We start from the raw sequence: 16,191 nt of genomic DNA, 5'->3' as shown, positions 1-16,191 counted from the left end.
AGGAGCGGTTCAGCCGCCGGGCTTCGCCATCAGGGACTTCACCTCGTCCATCGCCTCGGCAAAGCGCCGGTTGAGCAGGCCCACCGCTTCGGAATTCGAGCGCTGGATCAGGTCGGCGATCTCCTGCATGTTGGACACCGCCCGGCTGTAGCTGGCCTTGAGCAGCTCGGCTTGCTGGGCCGCGCGGTCCTGCGGGTTGGCGGACGGGGACGCGCTCTGGAGCGCCCCCGTCATCTCGGTCATGGATTGCTGCAGGATTTCCATGTGCCGCCGGGCCACGGCCTGAGCACCCTCCAGCGCCACCTTGTTGGCGGCGGAGAGCGCCTCGAAGTTGCGCCGCTGGGCGGCGGCCAGCGCCTCCATGTCGGGCATGGCGGGGAACCGAAAATCCGACAGCAGGCGCATCACATCCATCTCGGGCGGAAATTTCGGGCTGTCAGACATGGCCAATCCTCCAGGCTTGTTGTTGCGCCGGCAGTCTAGCGGTCATCGCGTTCCCGCCGATAGCCCATCACTGCGCCGCCATCGGCTCCGCCGGCTCATCCTCGTTCAGGCGCAGGGTGCGGGCGACGCGCTCCGCCTTGTCCAGCGCACGATCCAGCGCCGCCATGGTGGTCCCGAGGTCGACGCTGTCATCCTGTTCCCACGCGCGCAGTGTCGCGATCCACACGGCCGACAGGCCATGGACCCGCAACATGCCGGCGGGTCCGCACGCATTGATCCGCGCCCCTTCCAGCATCCAGGCCATGGAGGCGGCGAGCACCGGCGCCAGGGCCAGGCTGAGCAGCGGATCGGTGCGCATCTCGCGGCCGAAGCGGATCAGCCCTTCCCGGTGCGGCTGCAGCGCGTCCAGCCGCCGCATCAAGGTGTCGAACAGCCGGTCGCGCTGCGTACCGCCGCCGGCCAGCGCCGCATCCCGCAGCACCGCTTGATCAACCGTCTGAGAATGAAGCCACAACAGGTGGAATTTGCTGGGAAACCTGCCGCGCAGCTCGGTCAGATCCTGCCCCGAGCGTTCGGCCAGCTCCGGAAAGGTGAAGCCGTTCCAGCCGCGCTCGGCCACCAGGGGCCAAAGCGCGTCCATCAGCTTAGCATCGTCGGGAGAGACAGCGGTCGGCGGGGCGGCCGCATCATGGTTGCTTTGGCTCATGCCAGAAGTTTAGGCCCGGCAGCGCGATCCGCCAGGGGGTCGCCCCGTCCTCTCCGCCAGTTTCCAGCGGATCAGCCGCCGAGTTCACGGGATCGCCGGGTGGCGGCGGCGATCGCCTCCGACATGGTGCGCGGCCAAGCATTCGCTGCCATGAGGACCCGGAGCGCCTGCTCGGTGGTGCCCTTCGGGCTGGTCACGTTGCGGCGGAGCTGGGCCGCATCCAGATCGCTCGCCGCCAGCAGCGCGCCGGAGCCCGACACGGTGCGCCGCGCCATGCGCCGGGCCAGGTCCGGCGGCAGGCCCTGCTCGATCGCGGCCTGTTCCAGAAGCTCGGCCAGCAGGAACACGTAGGCCGGGCCACCGCCGGATACCGCCGTCACCGGATCGATCATCGCCTCGTCCTCGACCCAGGCGACCTCGCCGATGGCGGTGAGCAGCGCATCGGCCAGTTCCCGCTGGTTCGGCGTCACGCCGGGGCCGGCGAAGGCGCAGGTGAAGCCCTGGCGCACCGCGGCCGGCGTGTTGGGCATGGCCCGCACCACGCGCGCCGCGCCGCCCAGCATGGCGGCCACGCCGCCCGCCGTCTTGCCGGCCATGATGGAAAGCACCAGCGCGTCGGCGCCGGCCATGGCGGCGAAGGCGGGAAGGGCCGCCTCGGCCTGCTGCGGCTTGGTCGCCAACACGATGGCGCCGGGTCGGAAGTCCTTCGGCACGGAGGCGGCGTCGGCGCAGGCCGTGACGCGGCCGCGGAAGCCGGCCATCGCATCGGCATGCGGCTCCACCACCACGACTTCGCGGGCACCGCGCTCCAGCCAGCCCTCCAGCATGGCGCCGCCCATCTTGCCGCAGCCGACCAGCAGAAGAGGGGGCAGGGACGCTGCCGCCGCCCCGGACTGGCTCACGCCTCGCCCACGCAGTCGAGCATGGCGGCGGCCAGTGCCTCGGCGGGCGGCTTGCCGCCCCACAGCACGAACTGGAAGGCCGGGAAGAAGCGCTCGCACTCGGTGATGGCGATATCCACCATGTCTTCCAGGCTCTCGGCGCTGGCACCGGGCGCACCGCGCAGCAGCACGGCATGGCGATACACGGGGGCGCCGTCCTCGCTGTCGATGCCGAAATGGCCGATCCACAGCTTCTCATTGGCCAGGGCCAACAATTCGTAGAGCGGGCCGCGCTTGCCGGCGGGCACCTTCAGGTCGAAGGCGCAGGTGAAATGCATGGCGCTGATCTCGGGCGACCAGGAAAAAAACAACCCGTAGTCGCACCACTTGCCCGGGGCCTCCACCGCCATCTCGCCATCGGAGCGGCGGTCGAACACCCACTCATTGGCGGCCACGATCTGCTCCAGCACGTCGAGCGGATTGGCGGAACGCTCGCGCTCGGCAATTTGCAGGCCGGACATCGCGGCACCTCCTTCCCTACAGGGGGACAGGGCCACCCAGATCTTGGGTGAAGCCGATTGCCCCCACCACCATTCCTGGCATATCGCGGGGGCAAATCCCATCGCAAGAGCCAAGGCCCGAGTCTGCCGGCCGCGCGCGGCTTTTTCACCGCGCCGCAGCATTGCACCGCGGAGGGAATGCCGCCGAGCATGGGCGAGCGGGGCTTCGCCGGCTAGGTTGGCCGCCATGCGCAGCGAACCCCCCATCATCGATCCTGCTCCACGGTTCGGCGCCGGTCCGGCGTTGCCTGGCCCGAATGCAACCCGCGAGCGCATGGTGGGCCTGTGCTGCGCCTTCGGGGTGGTGGCGGTGTGGAGCGGCTTCTCGCTTTCCGCGCGGCTGGCGGCGCAACAATCCTTGACGCCGTGGGACGTGGCGGCGCTGCGGTACCTGGGTTCGCTGCCGGTCGGATTGCTGCTGGCCTTCTTCGTCGGATGGCCCCGCCTTTCCGCCGGGCGCAGCCTGGCCCTGGTGGCGGGCGCAGCCTTCGGCTTTCCGCTCTGCGCCTATCTGGGGTTTCAGTTCGCGCCCGCGGCGCATGGGGTGGTGCTGCTCACCGGCGTGCTGCCATTCATCGCGGCCCTGCTTGGCGCGCTGGTTCTGCGGGAGCCGTTTCCACGTCGTCGCTGGGTATCGCTCGGCATCGTGGCGGCCGGCATCCTGTTGCTCGGGCTGGGCACGCTGGATGCGGCACCCGGTGCCTGGTGCGGTGACCTGCTGTTTCTGCTGGGAAGCCTGTCCTGGGCGGCTTTCACCATCCTGTTGCGGCTGTGGCGCGTGCCGGCGATGGCCGCCACCGTGGTGCTCGCGGTGTATCCGGCTTTTCTCTACCTGCCGGTCTGGTGGTTCGCGCTGCCTTCCACGCTGGGTGAGGCCTCGGCCGCCGCGATCCTGCACCAGCTGGTTTATCAGGGACTTCTGGCCGTGGTGGTGGCCGGCTTCCTGTTCGCGCGAGCGGTGAACGTCCTGGGCAGCGGCCAGACCACCATGGTGACCGCGCTGACCCCGGCGCTGACCACCTTCGCCGCGGGCCCGATCCTCGGCGAATGGCTGGGCTGGGTCGGCTTCGCCGGGGTGGCGACGGTGTCGCTCGGCATGGTGTCCGGCGTCATCGCGCCGCGCGGCACGCCGGCGGGAATGGTGGACGCTCCCGCCCGGCGGGGCTAGGACCCCGGCAAAGCCGCCGGCTCCGGTCCGGCGCGCGCCCCCTCAGTCACAGGAATGGTGAGCGACCGGTCATGAGTGGCGATTCCGACGAAACCCTTTTCGCACCACAGGGCGGCTTCCAGGTGCATCTTCGCGACCTGTCGGGCGCCAACGGATCTGAGCCGCTGGAAACCGTGCGGGGCTTCCCGACGCTGGTGCAGGCCAATGCCTTTGCCCGCCGCTACGTGCGCGACAGCCTGGAGCGCTGCCGCGCCCCGCGCCTGACGCCGGAGGAGGTGCTGAACGCCTGGTTCGCCTTCGGCGAGGACGCCGACGTGGTCGGGCCCGACGGCACCGCCGTGGAACAGGGCTGGCGCAGCGCCAACGAGATCCGCGACTTCGCAGCCCGGCCCTGCGGCGACGCGGAGGAGCGCAACTGGCGCGTCCTCGATCCGCGCCGGCACGAGGACGATGACGAGGAGGACGGCGGCGCCGACCCGGAGGACGCGGCATGAAGCTGCGCTTCGCTCCCAGCCCGACCGGATACCTCCATGTCGGCAATGCCCGCGTCGCCGTGGCCAATTGGTTGCTGGCACGTCGCCATGGCGGCCGCTTCATCCTGCGCTTCGACGACACCGACGCGGAGCGCAGCAAGCCCGAATTCGCCGCCGGCATCGAGGAGGATCTGCGCTGGCTCGGCCTCGATTGGGATGAAAGCTTCCGGCAAAGCGAGCGCCTCGACCGCTACGCGGCGGCAGCGGAGCGACTGAAGCGGAGCGGCCATCTTTATCCCTGCCTGGAAAGCGAGGAGGAGCTGCGCTTCAAGCGCGAGCAGCGCCAAAAGCAGGGCCGTCCCCCCGTTTACGACCGGGCCGCGCTGAAGATGACGCCGGAGCAGCTGCAGCGTGCCCTCGACAACGGCAAGCAGCCCTATTGGCGCTTCAAGCTGGCGACCCGCACGGTGGAATGGCGGGACGGGGTGCTCGGCCGCCGTCAGGTGAAGCTGCCGCCGATCTCCGATCCCGTGCTGATCCGCGCCGACGGCTCCTTCCTCTACACCTTCACCTCCGTGGTGGACGACCTGGAGACCGGTATCACCGACATCGTGCGCGGCGAGGACCACGTCACCAACACGGGCGTGCAGATCGACATCCTGGAGGCGTTGGGCGGCCGGGCGCAGGGGCGGCCGGGTGCCATCCGCTTCGCCCACTTGCCGCTGCTGACCGATGCCGATGGCGGCCCATTGTCCAAGCGCCTCGGCTCCATGGGTCTGCGGCAGTTGCGGCGTGACGGGATCGAGCCGGCGGCCCTGGTGGGCTACCTCTCGGCACTAGGCTCGTCGCGCGATCCGGTGGCGGCAGCACCGGCCGAACTGGCGCCGGTGTACGACCTCGGCCACGTGTCGCACAGCGCGGCACGGTTCGATCCGGCGCAGCTGCTGGGCCTGAACCGGCGCTACCTGCACGGGCTCGACTTCGCCATGGTGCGCGACCGCCTGCCGGATGGCGCGGACGAAGCCTTCTGGCTGGCCGTGCGCGGCAATCTCGACCTGCTGGCCGAGGCGCGCGACTGGTGGGAGATCGCCCGCAGTAATATCGCCGTGCCGTCGCAGCCGGAGGATGCCGCCTTTCTGCGCGAGGCGCTGGCCAGCCTGCCGCCCGAGCCGTGGGACGCGGATACCTGGAACAACTGGGTCAAGCCGCTCGGCGTCGCCAGCGGCCGCAAGGGCCGCGCCTTGTTTCTGCCGCTGCGCCTCGCACTCACCGGCGAGGATCATGGCCCCGAGATGCGGCTGTTCCTGCCGCAGATCGGCCGCACCCGCGCGGCGGACAGGCTGGCGCGCGCCGCCGGCGCATGAGCGGGCTTGCCGTGATCGGTGCCGCCGGGCGGTCCGGCGCGGCGCTGTGCCGGGCCTTGGCGGCGCGCAGCGAAAGCTTCATCCCCGTGGTGCGACGGCCGGACGCCTGGGCAGCGCTCAACCTGCCCGGCACGGCGCGACGCGCCGATCTGCGCGACCCCGAGGCGCTGCGCCGTGCACTCGAGGGATGCGGCCGCGTGGTGTCCTGCGCCCATGCGCGCTGGGCACCGGCCATTCTGGCCGCGGCGGAGCCGGGGGCGACGCTGGTGCTGATGGGTTCCACCCGTCGCTTCTCGCGCTGGCCGGACGCGCACGGCAACGGCGTCAGGGCCGGGGAGGCGGCTTTCCTGGCCGGGCAACATCCCGGCGTCATGCTCCACCCGACCATGATCTACGGTGCCGAGGGCGAGAACAATGTGCAGCGTCTGGCCGCGCTGATGCGCCGCCTACCGGTGGCGCCGCTGCCCGGCGGCGGCCATGCGCTGGTGCAGCCGATCCACCAGGCGGATGTCACAGCCAGCCTGCTGGCGGCGCTCGGGGCGTCCTGGACCAGGCCGGAAACCCTGGTAGTGGCGGGGCCTGAACCCTTGGCCTATCGCGATTTCCTCGCCACCGTCGCCCGCGCCGCCGGCCTGCGGCCGCCGCCCGTGGTGCCGGTACCTGCGGCGCCGCTGCGGCTGCTGGCGCCGCTGACCCGCTTGATCCCGGGGCTACCCAGCATCGGCGCCGACGAGATCCGACGCCTGACCGAGGACAAGGCCTTCGACATCGGTCCCATGCGCGAACGTCTCGGCGTCACGCCACGGCCGCTGGCGCAGGGCCTCGCTGCCACCTTCGGCTCCGCTACAGGTTGAAGGTCAGCCGCAGCCCGAGAGCCTGGAAGTCGCGGTTCTCGTCCGCCAGCTCGATGCGGCCATTTTGATAGTTCAGCATCACCTTCATCCATCCGGCCGGGTACCAGTTCAACCCGGCCGTCCAGATGCGCTGGGCGCCGCCCTGCACCGGGCCGTCGCGCAGATCGGCGCTGCTGAACCGGCCAGCGACCTCCAGCGCGCCCCATTCACCGCGTGCCGGGTTGAACCCATTGGCGGGGGCAGGGCGCTTCCAGACGCCGGCCTTGGCATCGCGTTTCCGCGGCTCTCCCAACAGGGTGTAGGAGACGGCACCATACCAGGCCTCGCCGTTGCGGGTACCATCCGGGGTATCGAGGAACAGCCACTGGTATTCGGCCTGGCCATAGAAGCGACCGGCCCCGGCCGCCAGTTCCGGCCCGGCCGCCCAGACATTGTCGGCATCCACCGTGCCGGTGTCGAGGAACTCGCGGGAATCCACCCGGAGTTCCGGCGAATCGCCGAAGCCGGCCTCGTTGTAGCTTCCTTTCGAACCAGGGCGGAACTGCCACGCGACATTGCCGCCGAGCTGGGCCTGTACGGCGCCGTCCAGCGGCAGCGCCGTGACGCGGGCGGCCACGCCGCGCTGTCCCCATTCCTGCGGCACGTTGATGTCGCCGCCGGTCAGGTATCCGGCGGCGGTCCAGCGTGCGCCATGGGCTTCCAGCCCGACAGCCAGGCGGCGGTCGCCGCTGGCCACGCTGGTTGCCAGGTTGGTCATGGCGGCGCGTTCCATGAACAGCAGGTCCATGGAGGAGCCGGCGCGCTCCAGCATATGGGCCGGCTGGAACGCGCCCACCCGGATGGTGCCCCAGCCGAGGCCGCTCCAGGCAAACTGCGCCTCATACAGGCTGCCGGCGTTTCCGGGCCGCGATGAGCCGAAATCCCACACCACCGCCGCCTCGAAATCCTGCGGCAGCGTGGCTTCCAGCCCGACGCGACCGCGGCGGATATTGGTTCCGGAACGGAAGCCCTCCGCCGTGTCCTGATCCCAGTAGGAGCCGGCGTCGGCATCGAGGCGCAGCACCGGCGTGAGCCGAACGGCACCATCGCCCAGGCTCAGTTCGGGGGCGCCGGATCGCCAGGAGAATCCATCCTGTGCCAGGGCGGTGGAGGAGGCGCCCAGCAGGGCGGCAGCCAGCGACAAAACCAGGCGATGCATGACGGAACTCCCGAGGGCGTGCAACAGCCGCTCAAGCTTCCCCTGGCCGGCGGAGTTGCCCTTGTTCATCGCATTGTCGCGAAGCGCGGCCTCAGGCCCGGCGCCACCGCTCCGCCGCAGCATCATCTTCCGCCTTGGCATCCACCCAGCGGCCGGTGCCGTCGGGGAACTCCTCGCGCTTCCAGAACGGCGCGCCGGTCTTCAGCCAGTCGATCAGGAAGGCGCAGGATTCCAGCGCCGCCTGGCGATGCGCGCTGGCGGTGAGCACCAGCACGATCGGCTCGCCCGGGCCGATGCGGCCGAACCTGTGGATCACGGTGCAGCCGGTGAGCGACCAGCGCCGTTCCGCCTCGGCCGCGATCTCGGCCAGGGCGCGCTCGGTCATGCCGGGGTAATGTTCCAGCACCAGCGCCGCCAGCCCGTCATCGGCTCGGCAGATTCCCGTGAAGGCGGCGATGCCGCCGACATCCGCACGACCCGCCATCAGCGCGGCGTGCTCGGCCTGCTGGTCGAACGGCGCCTCTTGCACCCGGATCGTCGCCACGACGTCAGCCCCCGGTCACGGGCGGAAAGAACGCGATCTCGTCATCCGGCCCTACCGGATGGTCCGGCTGGCAGAAGGCATGGTTCACCGCGGCCCGCACATGCGCCGGCTGGGCGAACGCCTCGGCATGGCCGGGGGAGCGGCCGGCGAGCCAGCGCATCAGCGACGCCACATCGGTCACGTCGGCAGGGGGCGAGACCTCCTCCTGGCTGATGCCGATCTTGTGCCGCACCCAGGCGAAATACATCACGCGCATGGCGGTCAACGCGGTGCCGGCACTTGCTGCACCCGGCCATCCGCATCCATCAGGATGATGGTGTTGCCCTGCTGGATGGCGGTGCCGGTGCGGCCATTCGGGCCGGAATAGGTGGAGTGGCCGGAATTGCCGCCTGTGGTCACCACCGAACCTTCCGGAGTGGGAATGATGCGGCCCGGCCGCCCCAGATCTTGGCTCCGCGGCAGCGTGGAGGGCGGCGGCGGAGGCTCCTGCGGGCGCAGCGACAGGTCGCTGCTGGTGCGGCGGTCCAGCAGATCGGGCGGGGTCGAGCTGCCGCGCGGACCAGGGATCGGGCGGTTGGCCGGGGGCGGATTGTCGGTCGGCGCACGTTCCATCAGGTCACGGCTGCCGAGGGTGGCGCGCTGCCCTTCCAGCTCGCCTTCCGGCCAAACATTGCCGACGGCCGGCAGCAGCGGCGGTACCTCGGGGGCACGGCCCTCGATGCGCTGCACCGTCAGGCTCTCCGGCGGCGCTTCGCTGCGGGGACCGGTGAGGGACGACGCGCAGGCCCCCAATGCCAGCAGCGCTGCGAGGCTGGCCGCGCGCTGCGCACCAGCCGGCAGGAAAGGAATGGACAACCGGCTCATGGCGATGCTCCCGCGTGTGGCTGGCTGCAAGATGCGGCCGCGCCGCGTCCGGCTCAAGGGCTGGAGAATGGCTTGCCGGCGGCGTCGGTGGTGGTGGCGGTGTCCTGCGCCTCGGCATGCCGCAGCCCGGCGGTCAGGTAGTCCCAGCCGGTCAGCAGCGTCAGGGTGGCGGCCAGCCAGAGCAGCAGCTCGCCGAGCGCGGAGATCGGCAGGAATGACAGGCCGAGCACGGCCGCGCCGCTGTCGCCGGCCAGCAGCACACCCAGCGCGGTCATCTGCACGCCGGTCTTCCACTTGGCCAGACGGGTCACCGGCAGGCCCACGGACAGCCCGGCCAAGTATTCCCGAAGCCCCGAGACCAGGATCTCCCGCAGCATGATCACGATGGCAGGCAGCAGCCCCCAGAGCGAGAGCCGCGCCAGCCCCGCCAGCAGCATCAGCGCCGCCGCCACCAGCAGCTTGTCGGCGATCGGGTCGAGCATTCGGCCGAAGGCGGAGACCAGCTGGCGGTCTCGGGCGATCTTGCCATCGAAGTAGTCGGTGATCGCCGCGATCGAGAACACGGCACAGGCCGCCACATCCGCCCAGGGCAGCCGCAATGCTGCCAGCAGCACCAGCAGCGGCACCGCGGCGATGCGCGAAAGGGTCAGGATGTTCGGCAGATCGGTTGGCAAAGCGCGTTCTTCCCGGCGGGCAGTCAACCCTTTCCCAAATTAGCTCCGGCGGCGCCAGGGTGGAAATGCCCGTGGATGCGCGATGCCATCGACGGACCGATGCCGGGGCAGTTCCGGAGATCCTCCAGCCCGGCCTGCCGGACGCCCCGTGCCGAGCCGAAATGGTGCAGCAGCCGCCGCTTGATGGCCGAGCCGACGCCGGGCACCTCGTCCAGTTCCGAGCGGGTGATCGCCTTGGAGCGCCCGGCTCGGTGGGTGGTGATGGCGAAGCGATGGGCCTCGTCCCGCAGGCGCTGCAGGTAATACAGGACCGGGTCGCGCGGAGGCAGCTGGAACGGCGCCGCGCCGGTGCGATGGAACCATTCGCGACCGGCGTCACGGTCCGGGCCCTTGGCTACCGCGACCAGGGGCAGGTCGCCGAGGCCGAGCTCGGCCATCACCTCCTGCGCCGCGGATAGCTGGCCCGCGCCGCCATCGATCAGTACCAGGTCGGGCCAACCCTCACCCTGCCGCTCCGGATCTTCCTTCAGTGCGCGGCCGAAGCGGCGCTCGAAGACCTCTCGCATCATGGCGAAGTCGTCGCCGCCGCCGCTGGCGATCCGGTCACCCCCGCCGGCGCGGCGGGTGGCCGCCAATCCGCCCGGCACCTCCGCCGCCACCGACGCCGGGATCCGTGGCGCCACCGCGCCCTGGATCGCGTATTTCCGATAGGCATTCTTCAGGAAGCCCTCGGGCCCGGCCACCACCATAACGCCATAGGCGTGGCTGCCCTGGATGTGGCTGTTGTCGTAGATCTCGATGCGGCGCGGCGTTTCCGACAGGTCGAACAGCCGGGCCACGCCTTCCAGCAGCGCGGCCTGCGCCGTGCCTTCCGCCAATCTGCGCTCCAGCGCTTCCCGCGCATTGGTCGCGGCGTGGTCGATGGCCGACCGCTTCTCACCGCGCTGAGGCCGGTGCAGCTCCACCTTGCGCCCGGCCTTCAGGGTCAGCGCTTCGGCAATCAACCCCGCATCGGGCAGGTCGTGCGACAGCAACACCAGGGGCGGCGGCGGCAGGTCGTCATAAAGCTGGGTCAGAAAGGCGGACAGCACCTCCTCCGCCGCGGCGTCGTCCTTCAGGTGCGTGGGAAAGAAGGAGCGGTTGCCGTTATTGCGGCCGCCGCGGAAGAAGAACACCTGCACGCAGGATTGCCCGGCGATCTGGTGCAATGCCACCACGTCGGCGTCCCCCACGCCTTCCAGGTTGATGCTGTTCTGCCCCTGGATATGGGTCAGGCCCCGGATCCGGTCGCGGATCGCGGCGGCGCGCTCGAACTCCATGGCCATGGATGCTTCCTCCATCTCCCGCGCGAGGCGCTTCTGGATGGAGGGCGTCTCGCCGGACAGGAACTTCTTGGCGTCCTTCACCAGTCCGGCATAATCCTCCCGGCTGATGCGCTCGACGCACGGTGCGGAGCAGCGCTTGATCTGGTGCAGCAGGCAGGGCCGGTCCCGGCTCTCGAACACGGTGTCCCGGCAGGACCGCAGCAGGAACACCTTTTCCAACGCAGTGATGGTCTGGTTCACCGCCCAGGCGCTGGCGAATGGACCCCAGTAGCTGGCGCCCTTGCGTCGGTCGCCGCGATGCTTGGTGATCTGCGGAAACTCATGATCCTCGGTCAGCACCAGCCAGGGATAGGATTTGTCATCCCGCAGAACGATGTTGAAGCGCGGCCTGAGCTTCTTGATCAGGTTGGCTTCCAGCAGCAGCGCCTCGGCCTCGCTACCCGTGGTGATGATCTCCATGCGGCGGGTGGCATGCACCATCCGGCGCAGCCGCTCTGGCAGGCGGGCGATCTGGGTGTAGGCCACCACTCGCTTCTTCAGGCTGCGAGCCTTGCCGACATACAGCGCGTCGCCCTTCGCATCGAGCATGCGGTAAACGCCGGGGGCGAATGGCATGGTGGCCAGCGCCGCCTCGATCACCGCGACGCCTTCCATGACAGGGACAAGCTCAAGATCAGTCGGGGCGGCGTCTTCGGTCATGCGGCGGGATCAACCATGCTTGTGATGCCATCTCAAGCGATGGCTTGGGCGCTTGTCGCCCTTCCTTGAATTGTCCACCGAAGCTGTGGATAAGTCTGTGGAAGCTACGGGGAGAAAGTCTGCTAAAGCGCTGTCATACAGGCGTTACACGACCTTGCCCAAGGCTTAGGCAATTCCTCAAGCAATTGAATTTACTTATAAAATGAAATTTACGTCCGCAGCGAAGCCGTCAAGATCAACAATCGAGTTGACGCAATGGGGCGGCTGGGCGTCTCGGTCCGGCCAGTGGATGAATTCGTCGTACGCAATTCGCGCGGTGATCACATCGCTGTGAAGCGGAAGGCTAGAGAAATGCAGCTGCAGGAAGCAGGCGGCGTGCTGTTCTGCAACAAGGCCGGCGCAGCGCTTTCCGCCGTCTCAACAATTCCGTCTATTGGACTGTGCCGCGGGCAGGACTCATGCGGCCCCACCTTGTCGCCCAGCGCCAGCGGGTCAATGAAGGGGCTCCCAGGACATTCTCTGGAAGCATTCCTGGCATGACTTGGAAGCATAACAAGATGCATGAGAGATGATTGCTGGATGATCGCGTTGCATGGAGAGAATCGCCACTCCAGGCCTCCTGAAGGCGAGCTCTTGTCGGTTTGCTGAAATGACAGGCAAATGCGCCCGCGCTCAGATACGCCGACGCTCGACCGTGACGCCGACGCCGGCGGCGTCGGGAAGAATGTCAGGTTTCTCTACCGTGACCCGTACCTGCACCACCCGTTCGTCATGCTTTAGCAGAGCCATGGCGATCCGTTCTGCCAGGGTTTCCGCCAGGAAGACGTGTCCCTCGGCGGCGATGTGACAGGCGATCTCGGCGGCGGCCGCGTAGTCCACCACCCGTTCCAATGTATCCGGCCCAACGGTACCGGCCCAGGCGCCTTCCGACGCCAGCATCTCCAGATCCACGAAGACGCGCTGAGCCGCCTCCTGTTCCGCCGGGTAAACACCCAATCGGGCCTGCAGATCGAGCCGGCGCACGAAAACGCGGCGCAGGCCGCGGGCGGAATCGGGGACAAGCATCAGCGGTCCTCCGCCCGCCTCGGCGCCGACCATTGCAGGTGCTGGCCTCCGTCCAGGGCGATCATCTGGCCCGTCATGGCCGGAAGCGCCAGGATCGCCATCACCGCACGGGCCACCTCGTCAGGGCTTGTGCCATGCTGCAGCGGGGTGGCGGCGGCCTGGGCGGCAAACTGCGCCTCCGTTTGGCCCGGACTGGGCAGCGCCGGCCCGGGGCCGATCCCATTGACCCGGATCCGCGGCGCCAGGGCGAGCGCCAGGCTTTGCGTCAGCGCCCACAGGCCGGCCTTGGAAACACTGTAGCTGACGAAGTGCGGCGTCAGCGACCAGACCCGTTGGTCAAGCATGTTGATGATCACACCCTCCGCTGTCGGCGGCAAAGCCCGGGCCAGGGCCTGGGCCAGCACGAAGGGTGCGCGAAGATTGGGCTCCAGGTGGTGATCCCAACTGGCTCGGCTGGCATCGTTCCATTCGTCGCGCCGGAAGGTGGCGGCATTGTTGACGAGCACCCCGATCGGACCCAGCGCGTCCATGGCGGCGGGAAACAGGGCCTCCACCTCGGCCTCACGCTCCAGCGCCGCTTGCAGCGTCACCACGCGCCGTCCTCGCTGCCGCAATTCCTGCGCAAGCTGCTGTGCTTCCGCGGCGCTCTGGCCGTAGTGGAGGGCGAGATCGAAGCCGGCTTCGGCCAGGCGGCAGGCGATCGCGCGGCCCAGCCGACGCGATGCGCCGGTGACCAGGGCGGTTCGCGGCAGGGCAGGGGAAAGATGCGACTCCATGCCCCGAATGGTGCGGGCTGGTGATCGCGGCGTCCAGCGGGTGTGCAACGCCCCCGGCAGCGACCATTTCAGGCCGATGGAACGACCCTGCATCAAGATCTGCCGATATGAAGACCACACCGGCTGGTGTTTCGGCTGCGGCATGACGAAGCCGGAGAAGAAGAGCTGGAAGAAAGCGCCCGAATACCGCAGCGCGATCTTGGCCAATCTGGAGCCGCGCCTCGTGGCCCTCGCCGCGGCCGGCCATGCGACAGGTGCCGCTGCCGGCCATGCGACAGGTGCCGCTGCCGGAAAGAAGAAAGCAACGCCTTAACTGAAATACACTTTATTTTGATTGTCGGAAAACGCACAATGTCGTGAGGCGAGCGGACCCCGCAAAATGCGGCGTTCGCGCCCAGGACTGCCTGGCCCCGGGGCAGCCTGCACAACATCGGTGGCGCAGAAGGTGCTGCCCGGCAGCCATGGACCAAGCAATGGGCCAGTCCGGCCTGATCCTCACCGCCAGCGGCCAGGGCTCTGCCCCTGACCTCCTGCGCTTCGGTCGCGAAGACTGTCGGGACGATCAAGCGCCGGACCTTGCCAGGGCCTTGCAGAACGCGGTGCGGCTGATGCTGGCCGCTGCCGGCCCCTGCTTCGTCATCTGGGGCAAGGAACAGCGCCTCTTTGGCAATGATGCCTATCTGGCCCTGACCCAACAAGGTCCGCGCCCGTCGCCGGACCCGCGCTTCCGCTGCGGTCGTGACTTCGGTCCCGATGCGGCCGCCCTGGCGCGCGGCTTTGAAGGGCAACCGGTGCTGTTGCCGGAGGTGACGCTGCCGGGCCCCGGAGGCGGCCATCGCGTGCTCACCGTCAGCGTGATGCCGATCCTGTCGCCCGCCGGTGTTGTGCTGGGCCTGCTCTGCACGGCCGCGGACATCACGACGCGCATCCTGCGCGAGCAGCACCAGAGCCTGCTGCTGGAACTGGAGGAGGAGTTGCGGCGGCAGGGCCCGACCGATGCGTTACGGGCGGTGGCCCCACGGCTCGGCCCCTTGCTCGGCGTCAGCCGCATCGGCCATGGCCGTCGGCTGGAAGGGAAGCTGCGGATCGAGGTCGAGGCGGATTGGACCGCGGGCTCCTTGCCGAGCTTGGCAGGGCAGCACGACATGTGCTTGTTCGGCGACAAGCTCTGGAGCGGGGCGGAAGGCGCGGTTCTGGCGTCACACGACAGCGGCGGGACCGCGGAGATGCGGGCGGCGCTGACCGTGACCCTGGGCGAGGGTGACGAGCCGCGCACCCTCCTGTTCCTGCACGCCGAGGCAACGCGGAACTGGCAGAGCGACGAGCTGGCATTGGTCGAGGCGATGGCCCGTCAGCTCCATTCGGCCGAGCAACGCCGCGCCCGGGAAGCCATGCTGCGGCACCGCATGGTCGAGCGCACTGCGGAGCTGGAACGGACCGAGGATGCCTTACGGCAGGCGCAGAAGATGGAGGCCATCGGTCAACTCACCGGCGGCATCGCGCATGACTTCAACAACCTGTTGCAGGGGATCAGCGGCTCCCTGGACCTGATCCAGACACGCATCGCGCAGGGCCGCTTGGCCGCCGTCGGGCCGTTCCTGAAAAGCGCCTCCGCGTCGGCGACCCGGGCCACGGCGCTGACGCACCGCCTGCTGGCTTTCGCGCGCCGACAGCCGATCGATCCGCGCCCGGTCCAGGTGAATGGTCTGATCGAGAATCTGCGCAGCCTGCTGCGGCGCAGCTGCGGCGAGGCTGTTCAGCTCGAACTGGGCCTGGAGCAGGGGCTGTGGGGCACGTTGTGCGATTCGAACCAGCTCGAGAACGCGCTGCTGAATCTGGCCATCAATGCCCGTGACGCGATGCCGGATGGCGGCGGGCTGTTGATCACGACGGCAGGCTTCCGGCATGCCGGCCGTGATCCCGCGCTGCGCGATCTGGACGCCGGTGACTACGTGGTGATCCGCGTCCGCGACACGGGGCATGGCATGCCCGCTTCGGTGGTGGAACGCGCCTTCGAGCCCTTTTTCACCACCAAGCCGGCCGGCCAGGGTACCGGCCTCGGCCTGTCGATGATCTACGGCTTCGCCCGGCAGTCGAAGGGCACCGTGCGCATCCTTTCCGCGTCCGGGGAAGGAACCACCGTGGAGTTGTACCTGCCGCGGCATGACAGGGCGGATACAGCGCCGCCGCGCGACATGACGGCACCGGAGCCGCCCCGCCGTTCCACGGGCGAGGTGGTGGTGGTGGTGGAGGATGATCCGGTGGTGCGGCAGCTCGTGGTCGAGGTGCTGGGCGAGCAGGGTTACGCGGTGCTGCAGGCCGAGGATGGCCATGCCGGCCAGCGGCTGATCGAGAAGCTGTCGCGGCTGGATCTGCTGGTTACCGATATCGGCTTGCCTGGACCTGACGGCCTGCAGCTGGCGGCCCTGGTGCGGCAGCGCCAGCCCGAGGCGCGCATCCTGTTCATGACGGGCTATGCCGAGGCCGCTGCGCGCGGCGAGGGCTTCCTGCAGAAAGGCATGGAGATGGTGGTGAAGCCCTTCGCCATGGACGATCTGGCGGCGCGCGTCCACGCGCTGCTGGAGCCGGGCTGAGG

General features: G+C 69.2%; 18 protein-coding genes. 6 read left to right on the top strand and 12 right to left on the bottom strand.

Annotated features, from left to right (window positions below; genetic code table 11):
- Positions 1-9 precede the first annotated feature (9 nt).
- The 4 genes from D2K64_RS13845 to D2K64_RS13830 all read right to left on the bottom strand — a co-directional run bounded on the left by D2K64_RS13845 (position 10) and on the right by D2K64_RS13830 (position 2,552).
- Positions 10-444: a phasin family protein gene (locus D2K64_RS13845; protein WP_120008966.1), complete on the bottom strand. Its 435-nt coding sequence runs from the start codon at positions 442-444 to the stop codon at positions 10-12.
- Between the two features lie 67 nt (positions 445-511).
- Positions 512-1,084: a TetR family transcriptional regulator gene (locus D2K64_RS13840; protein ID WP_238384186.1), complete on the bottom strand. Its 573-nt coding sequence runs from the start codon at positions 1,082-1,084 to the stop codon at positions 512-514.
- Positions 1,085-1,221: 137 nt separating this feature from the next.
- Positions 1,222-2,052, bottom strand: coding sequence for a pyrroline-5-carboxylate reductase (gene proC, locus D2K64_RS13835; protein ID WP_274379305.1), 831 nt, complete (start codon positions 2,050-2,052; stop codon positions 1,222-1,224).
- Positions 2,049-2,552 carry a type III secretion system chaperone family protein gene (locus tag D2K64_RS13830; RefSeq protein ID WP_120008964.1) on the bottom strand — a complete coding sequence of 168 codons (504 nt, stop codon included), beginning with the start codon at positions 2,550-2,552 and terminating at the stop codon, positions 2,049-2,051. Before D2K64_RS13830 ends, proC begins: the two co-directional genes overlap by 4 nt.
- A 226-nt stretch (positions 2,553-2,778) precedes the next feature.
- On the opposite strand from D2K64_RS13830, the gene D2K64_RS13825 reads away from it, so the two are divergent.
- The 4 genes from D2K64_RS13825 to D2K64_RS13810 all read left to right on the top strand — a co-directional run bounded on the left by D2K64_RS13825 (position 2,779) and on the right by D2K64_RS13810 (position 6,450).
- Positions 2,779-3,759, top strand: a complete 981-nt coding sequence (locus D2K64_RS13825) for a DMT family transporter (protein WP_120009019.1) — start codon at positions 2,779-2,781, stop codon at positions 3,757-3,759.
- Between the two features lie 71 nt (positions 3,760-3,830).
- Positions 3,831-4,253, top strand: a complete 423-nt coding sequence (locus D2K64_RS13820) for a hypothetical protein (RefSeq protein ID WP_120008963.1) — start codon at positions 3,831-3,833, stop codon at positions 4,251-4,253.
- Positions 4,250-5,596 carry a glutamate--tRNA ligase gene (gene gltX / locus D2K64_RS13815; protein ID WP_120008962.1) on the top strand — a complete coding sequence of 449 codons (1,347 nt, stop codon included), beginning with the start codon at positions 4,250-4,252 and terminating at the stop codon, positions 5,594-5,596. The genes D2K64_RS13820 and gltX overlap by 4 nt, the downstream gene beginning before the upstream one ends.
- The gene (locus D2K64_RS13810; RefSeq protein WP_120008961.1) at positions 5,593-6,450 is read left to right on the top strand and encodes an SDR family oxidoreductase; all 858 of its coding nucleotides are present in this window, start codon (positions 5,593-5,595) and stop codon (positions 6,448-6,450) included. The genes gltX and D2K64_RS13810 overlap by 4 nt, the downstream gene beginning before the upstream one ends.
- Here D2K64_RS13810 and D2K64_RS13805 read toward each other — a convergent pair.
- From D2K64_RS13805 to D2K64_RS13770, 8 genes are all read right to left on the bottom strand, one after another.
- Positions 6,440-7,648, bottom strand: coding sequence for an OprO/OprP family phosphate-selective porin (locus D2K64_RS13805; RefSeq protein ID WP_157985839.1), 1,209 nt, complete (start codon positions 7,646-7,648; stop codon positions 6,440-6,442). The two genes, D2K64_RS13810 and D2K64_RS13805, sit on opposite strands and share 11 nt — an antisense overlap.
- Positions 7,649-7,739: 91 nt before the next feature.
- The gene (locus D2K64_RS13800; RefSeq protein ID WP_120008959.1) at positions 7,740-8,192 is read right to left on the bottom strand and encodes a molybdenum cofactor biosynthesis protein MoaE; all 453 of its coding nucleotides are present in this window, start codon (positions 8,190-8,192) and stop codon (positions 7,740-7,742) included.
- 4 nt (positions 8,193-8,196) lie between these two features.
- Positions 8,197-8,448 (bottom strand): molybdopterin converting factor subunit 1, encoded by a 252-nt coding sequence (moaD, locus tag D2K64_RS13795; RefSeq protein WP_120009018.1) that lies wholly within the window; start codon positions 8,446-8,448, stop codon positions 8,197-8,199.
- A 5-nt stretch (positions 8,449-8,453) separates the two neighbouring features.
- Positions 8,454-9,056, bottom strand: a complete 603-nt coding sequence (locus tag D2K64_RS13790; protein WP_120008958.1) for a hypothetical protein — start codon at positions 9,054-9,056, stop codon at positions 8,454-8,456.
- A gap of 53 nt (positions 9,057-9,109) precedes the next feature.
- Complete coding sequence (pgsA, locus tag D2K64_RS13785) at positions 9,110-9,730, bottom strand: CDP-diacylglycerol--glycerol-3-phosphate 3-phosphatidyltransferase (protein ID WP_120008957.1); 621 nt, start codon at positions 9,728-9,730, stop codon at positions 9,110-9,112.
- Between the two features lie 23 nt (positions 9,731-9,753).
- Positions 9,754-11,754: an excinuclease ABC subunit UvrC gene (gene uvrC, locus D2K64_RS13780; RefSeq protein WP_120008956.1), complete on the bottom strand. Its 2,001-nt coding sequence runs from the start codon at positions 11,752-11,754 to the stop codon at positions 9,754-9,756.
- Positions 11,755-12,426: 672 nt separating this feature from the next.
- Positions 12,427-12,819, bottom strand: coding sequence for a dihydroneopterin aldolase (locus tag D2K64_RS13775; protein ID WP_238384185.1), 393 nt, complete (start codon positions 12,817-12,819; stop codon positions 12,427-12,429).
- Positions 12,819-13,595 carry an SDR family oxidoreductase gene (locus tag D2K64_RS13770; protein ID WP_120008954.1) on the bottom strand — a complete coding sequence of 259 codons (777 nt, stop codon included), beginning with the start codon at positions 13,593-13,595 and terminating at the stop codon, positions 12,819-12,821. Before D2K64_RS13770 ends, D2K64_RS13775 begins: the two co-directional genes overlap by 1 nt.
- On the opposite strand from D2K64_RS13770, the gene D2K64_RS13765 reads away from it, so the two are divergent.
- Both D2K64_RS13765 and D2K64_RS13760 read left to right on the top strand, forming a co-directional pair.
- Complete coding sequence (locus D2K64_RS13765; RefSeq protein ID WP_120008953.1) at positions 13,594-13,908, top strand: DUF1289 domain-containing protein; 315 nt, start codon at positions 13,594-13,596, stop codon at positions 13,906-13,908. The genes D2K64_RS13770 and D2K64_RS13765 overlap by 2 nt on opposite strands.
- Positions 13,909-14,056: 148 nt before the next feature.
- Positions 14,057-16,189, top strand: coding sequence for a response regulator (locus D2K64_RS13760; RefSeq protein ID WP_120008952.1), 2,133 nt, complete (start codon positions 14,057-14,059; stop codon positions 16,187-16,189).
- Positions 16,190-16,191: the final 2 nt, after the last annotated feature.

Source organism: Teichococcus vastitatis, from assembly GCF_003604215.1.
Taxonomy (GTDB): domain Bacteria; phylum Pseudomonadota; class Alphaproteobacteria; order Acetobacterales; family Acetobacteraceae; genus Pseudoroseomonas; species Pseudoroseomonas vastitatis.
The sequence above is the reverse complement of the archived record's forward strand: the minus strand, read 5'-3'. Positions and strand labels throughout refer to the sequence as shown.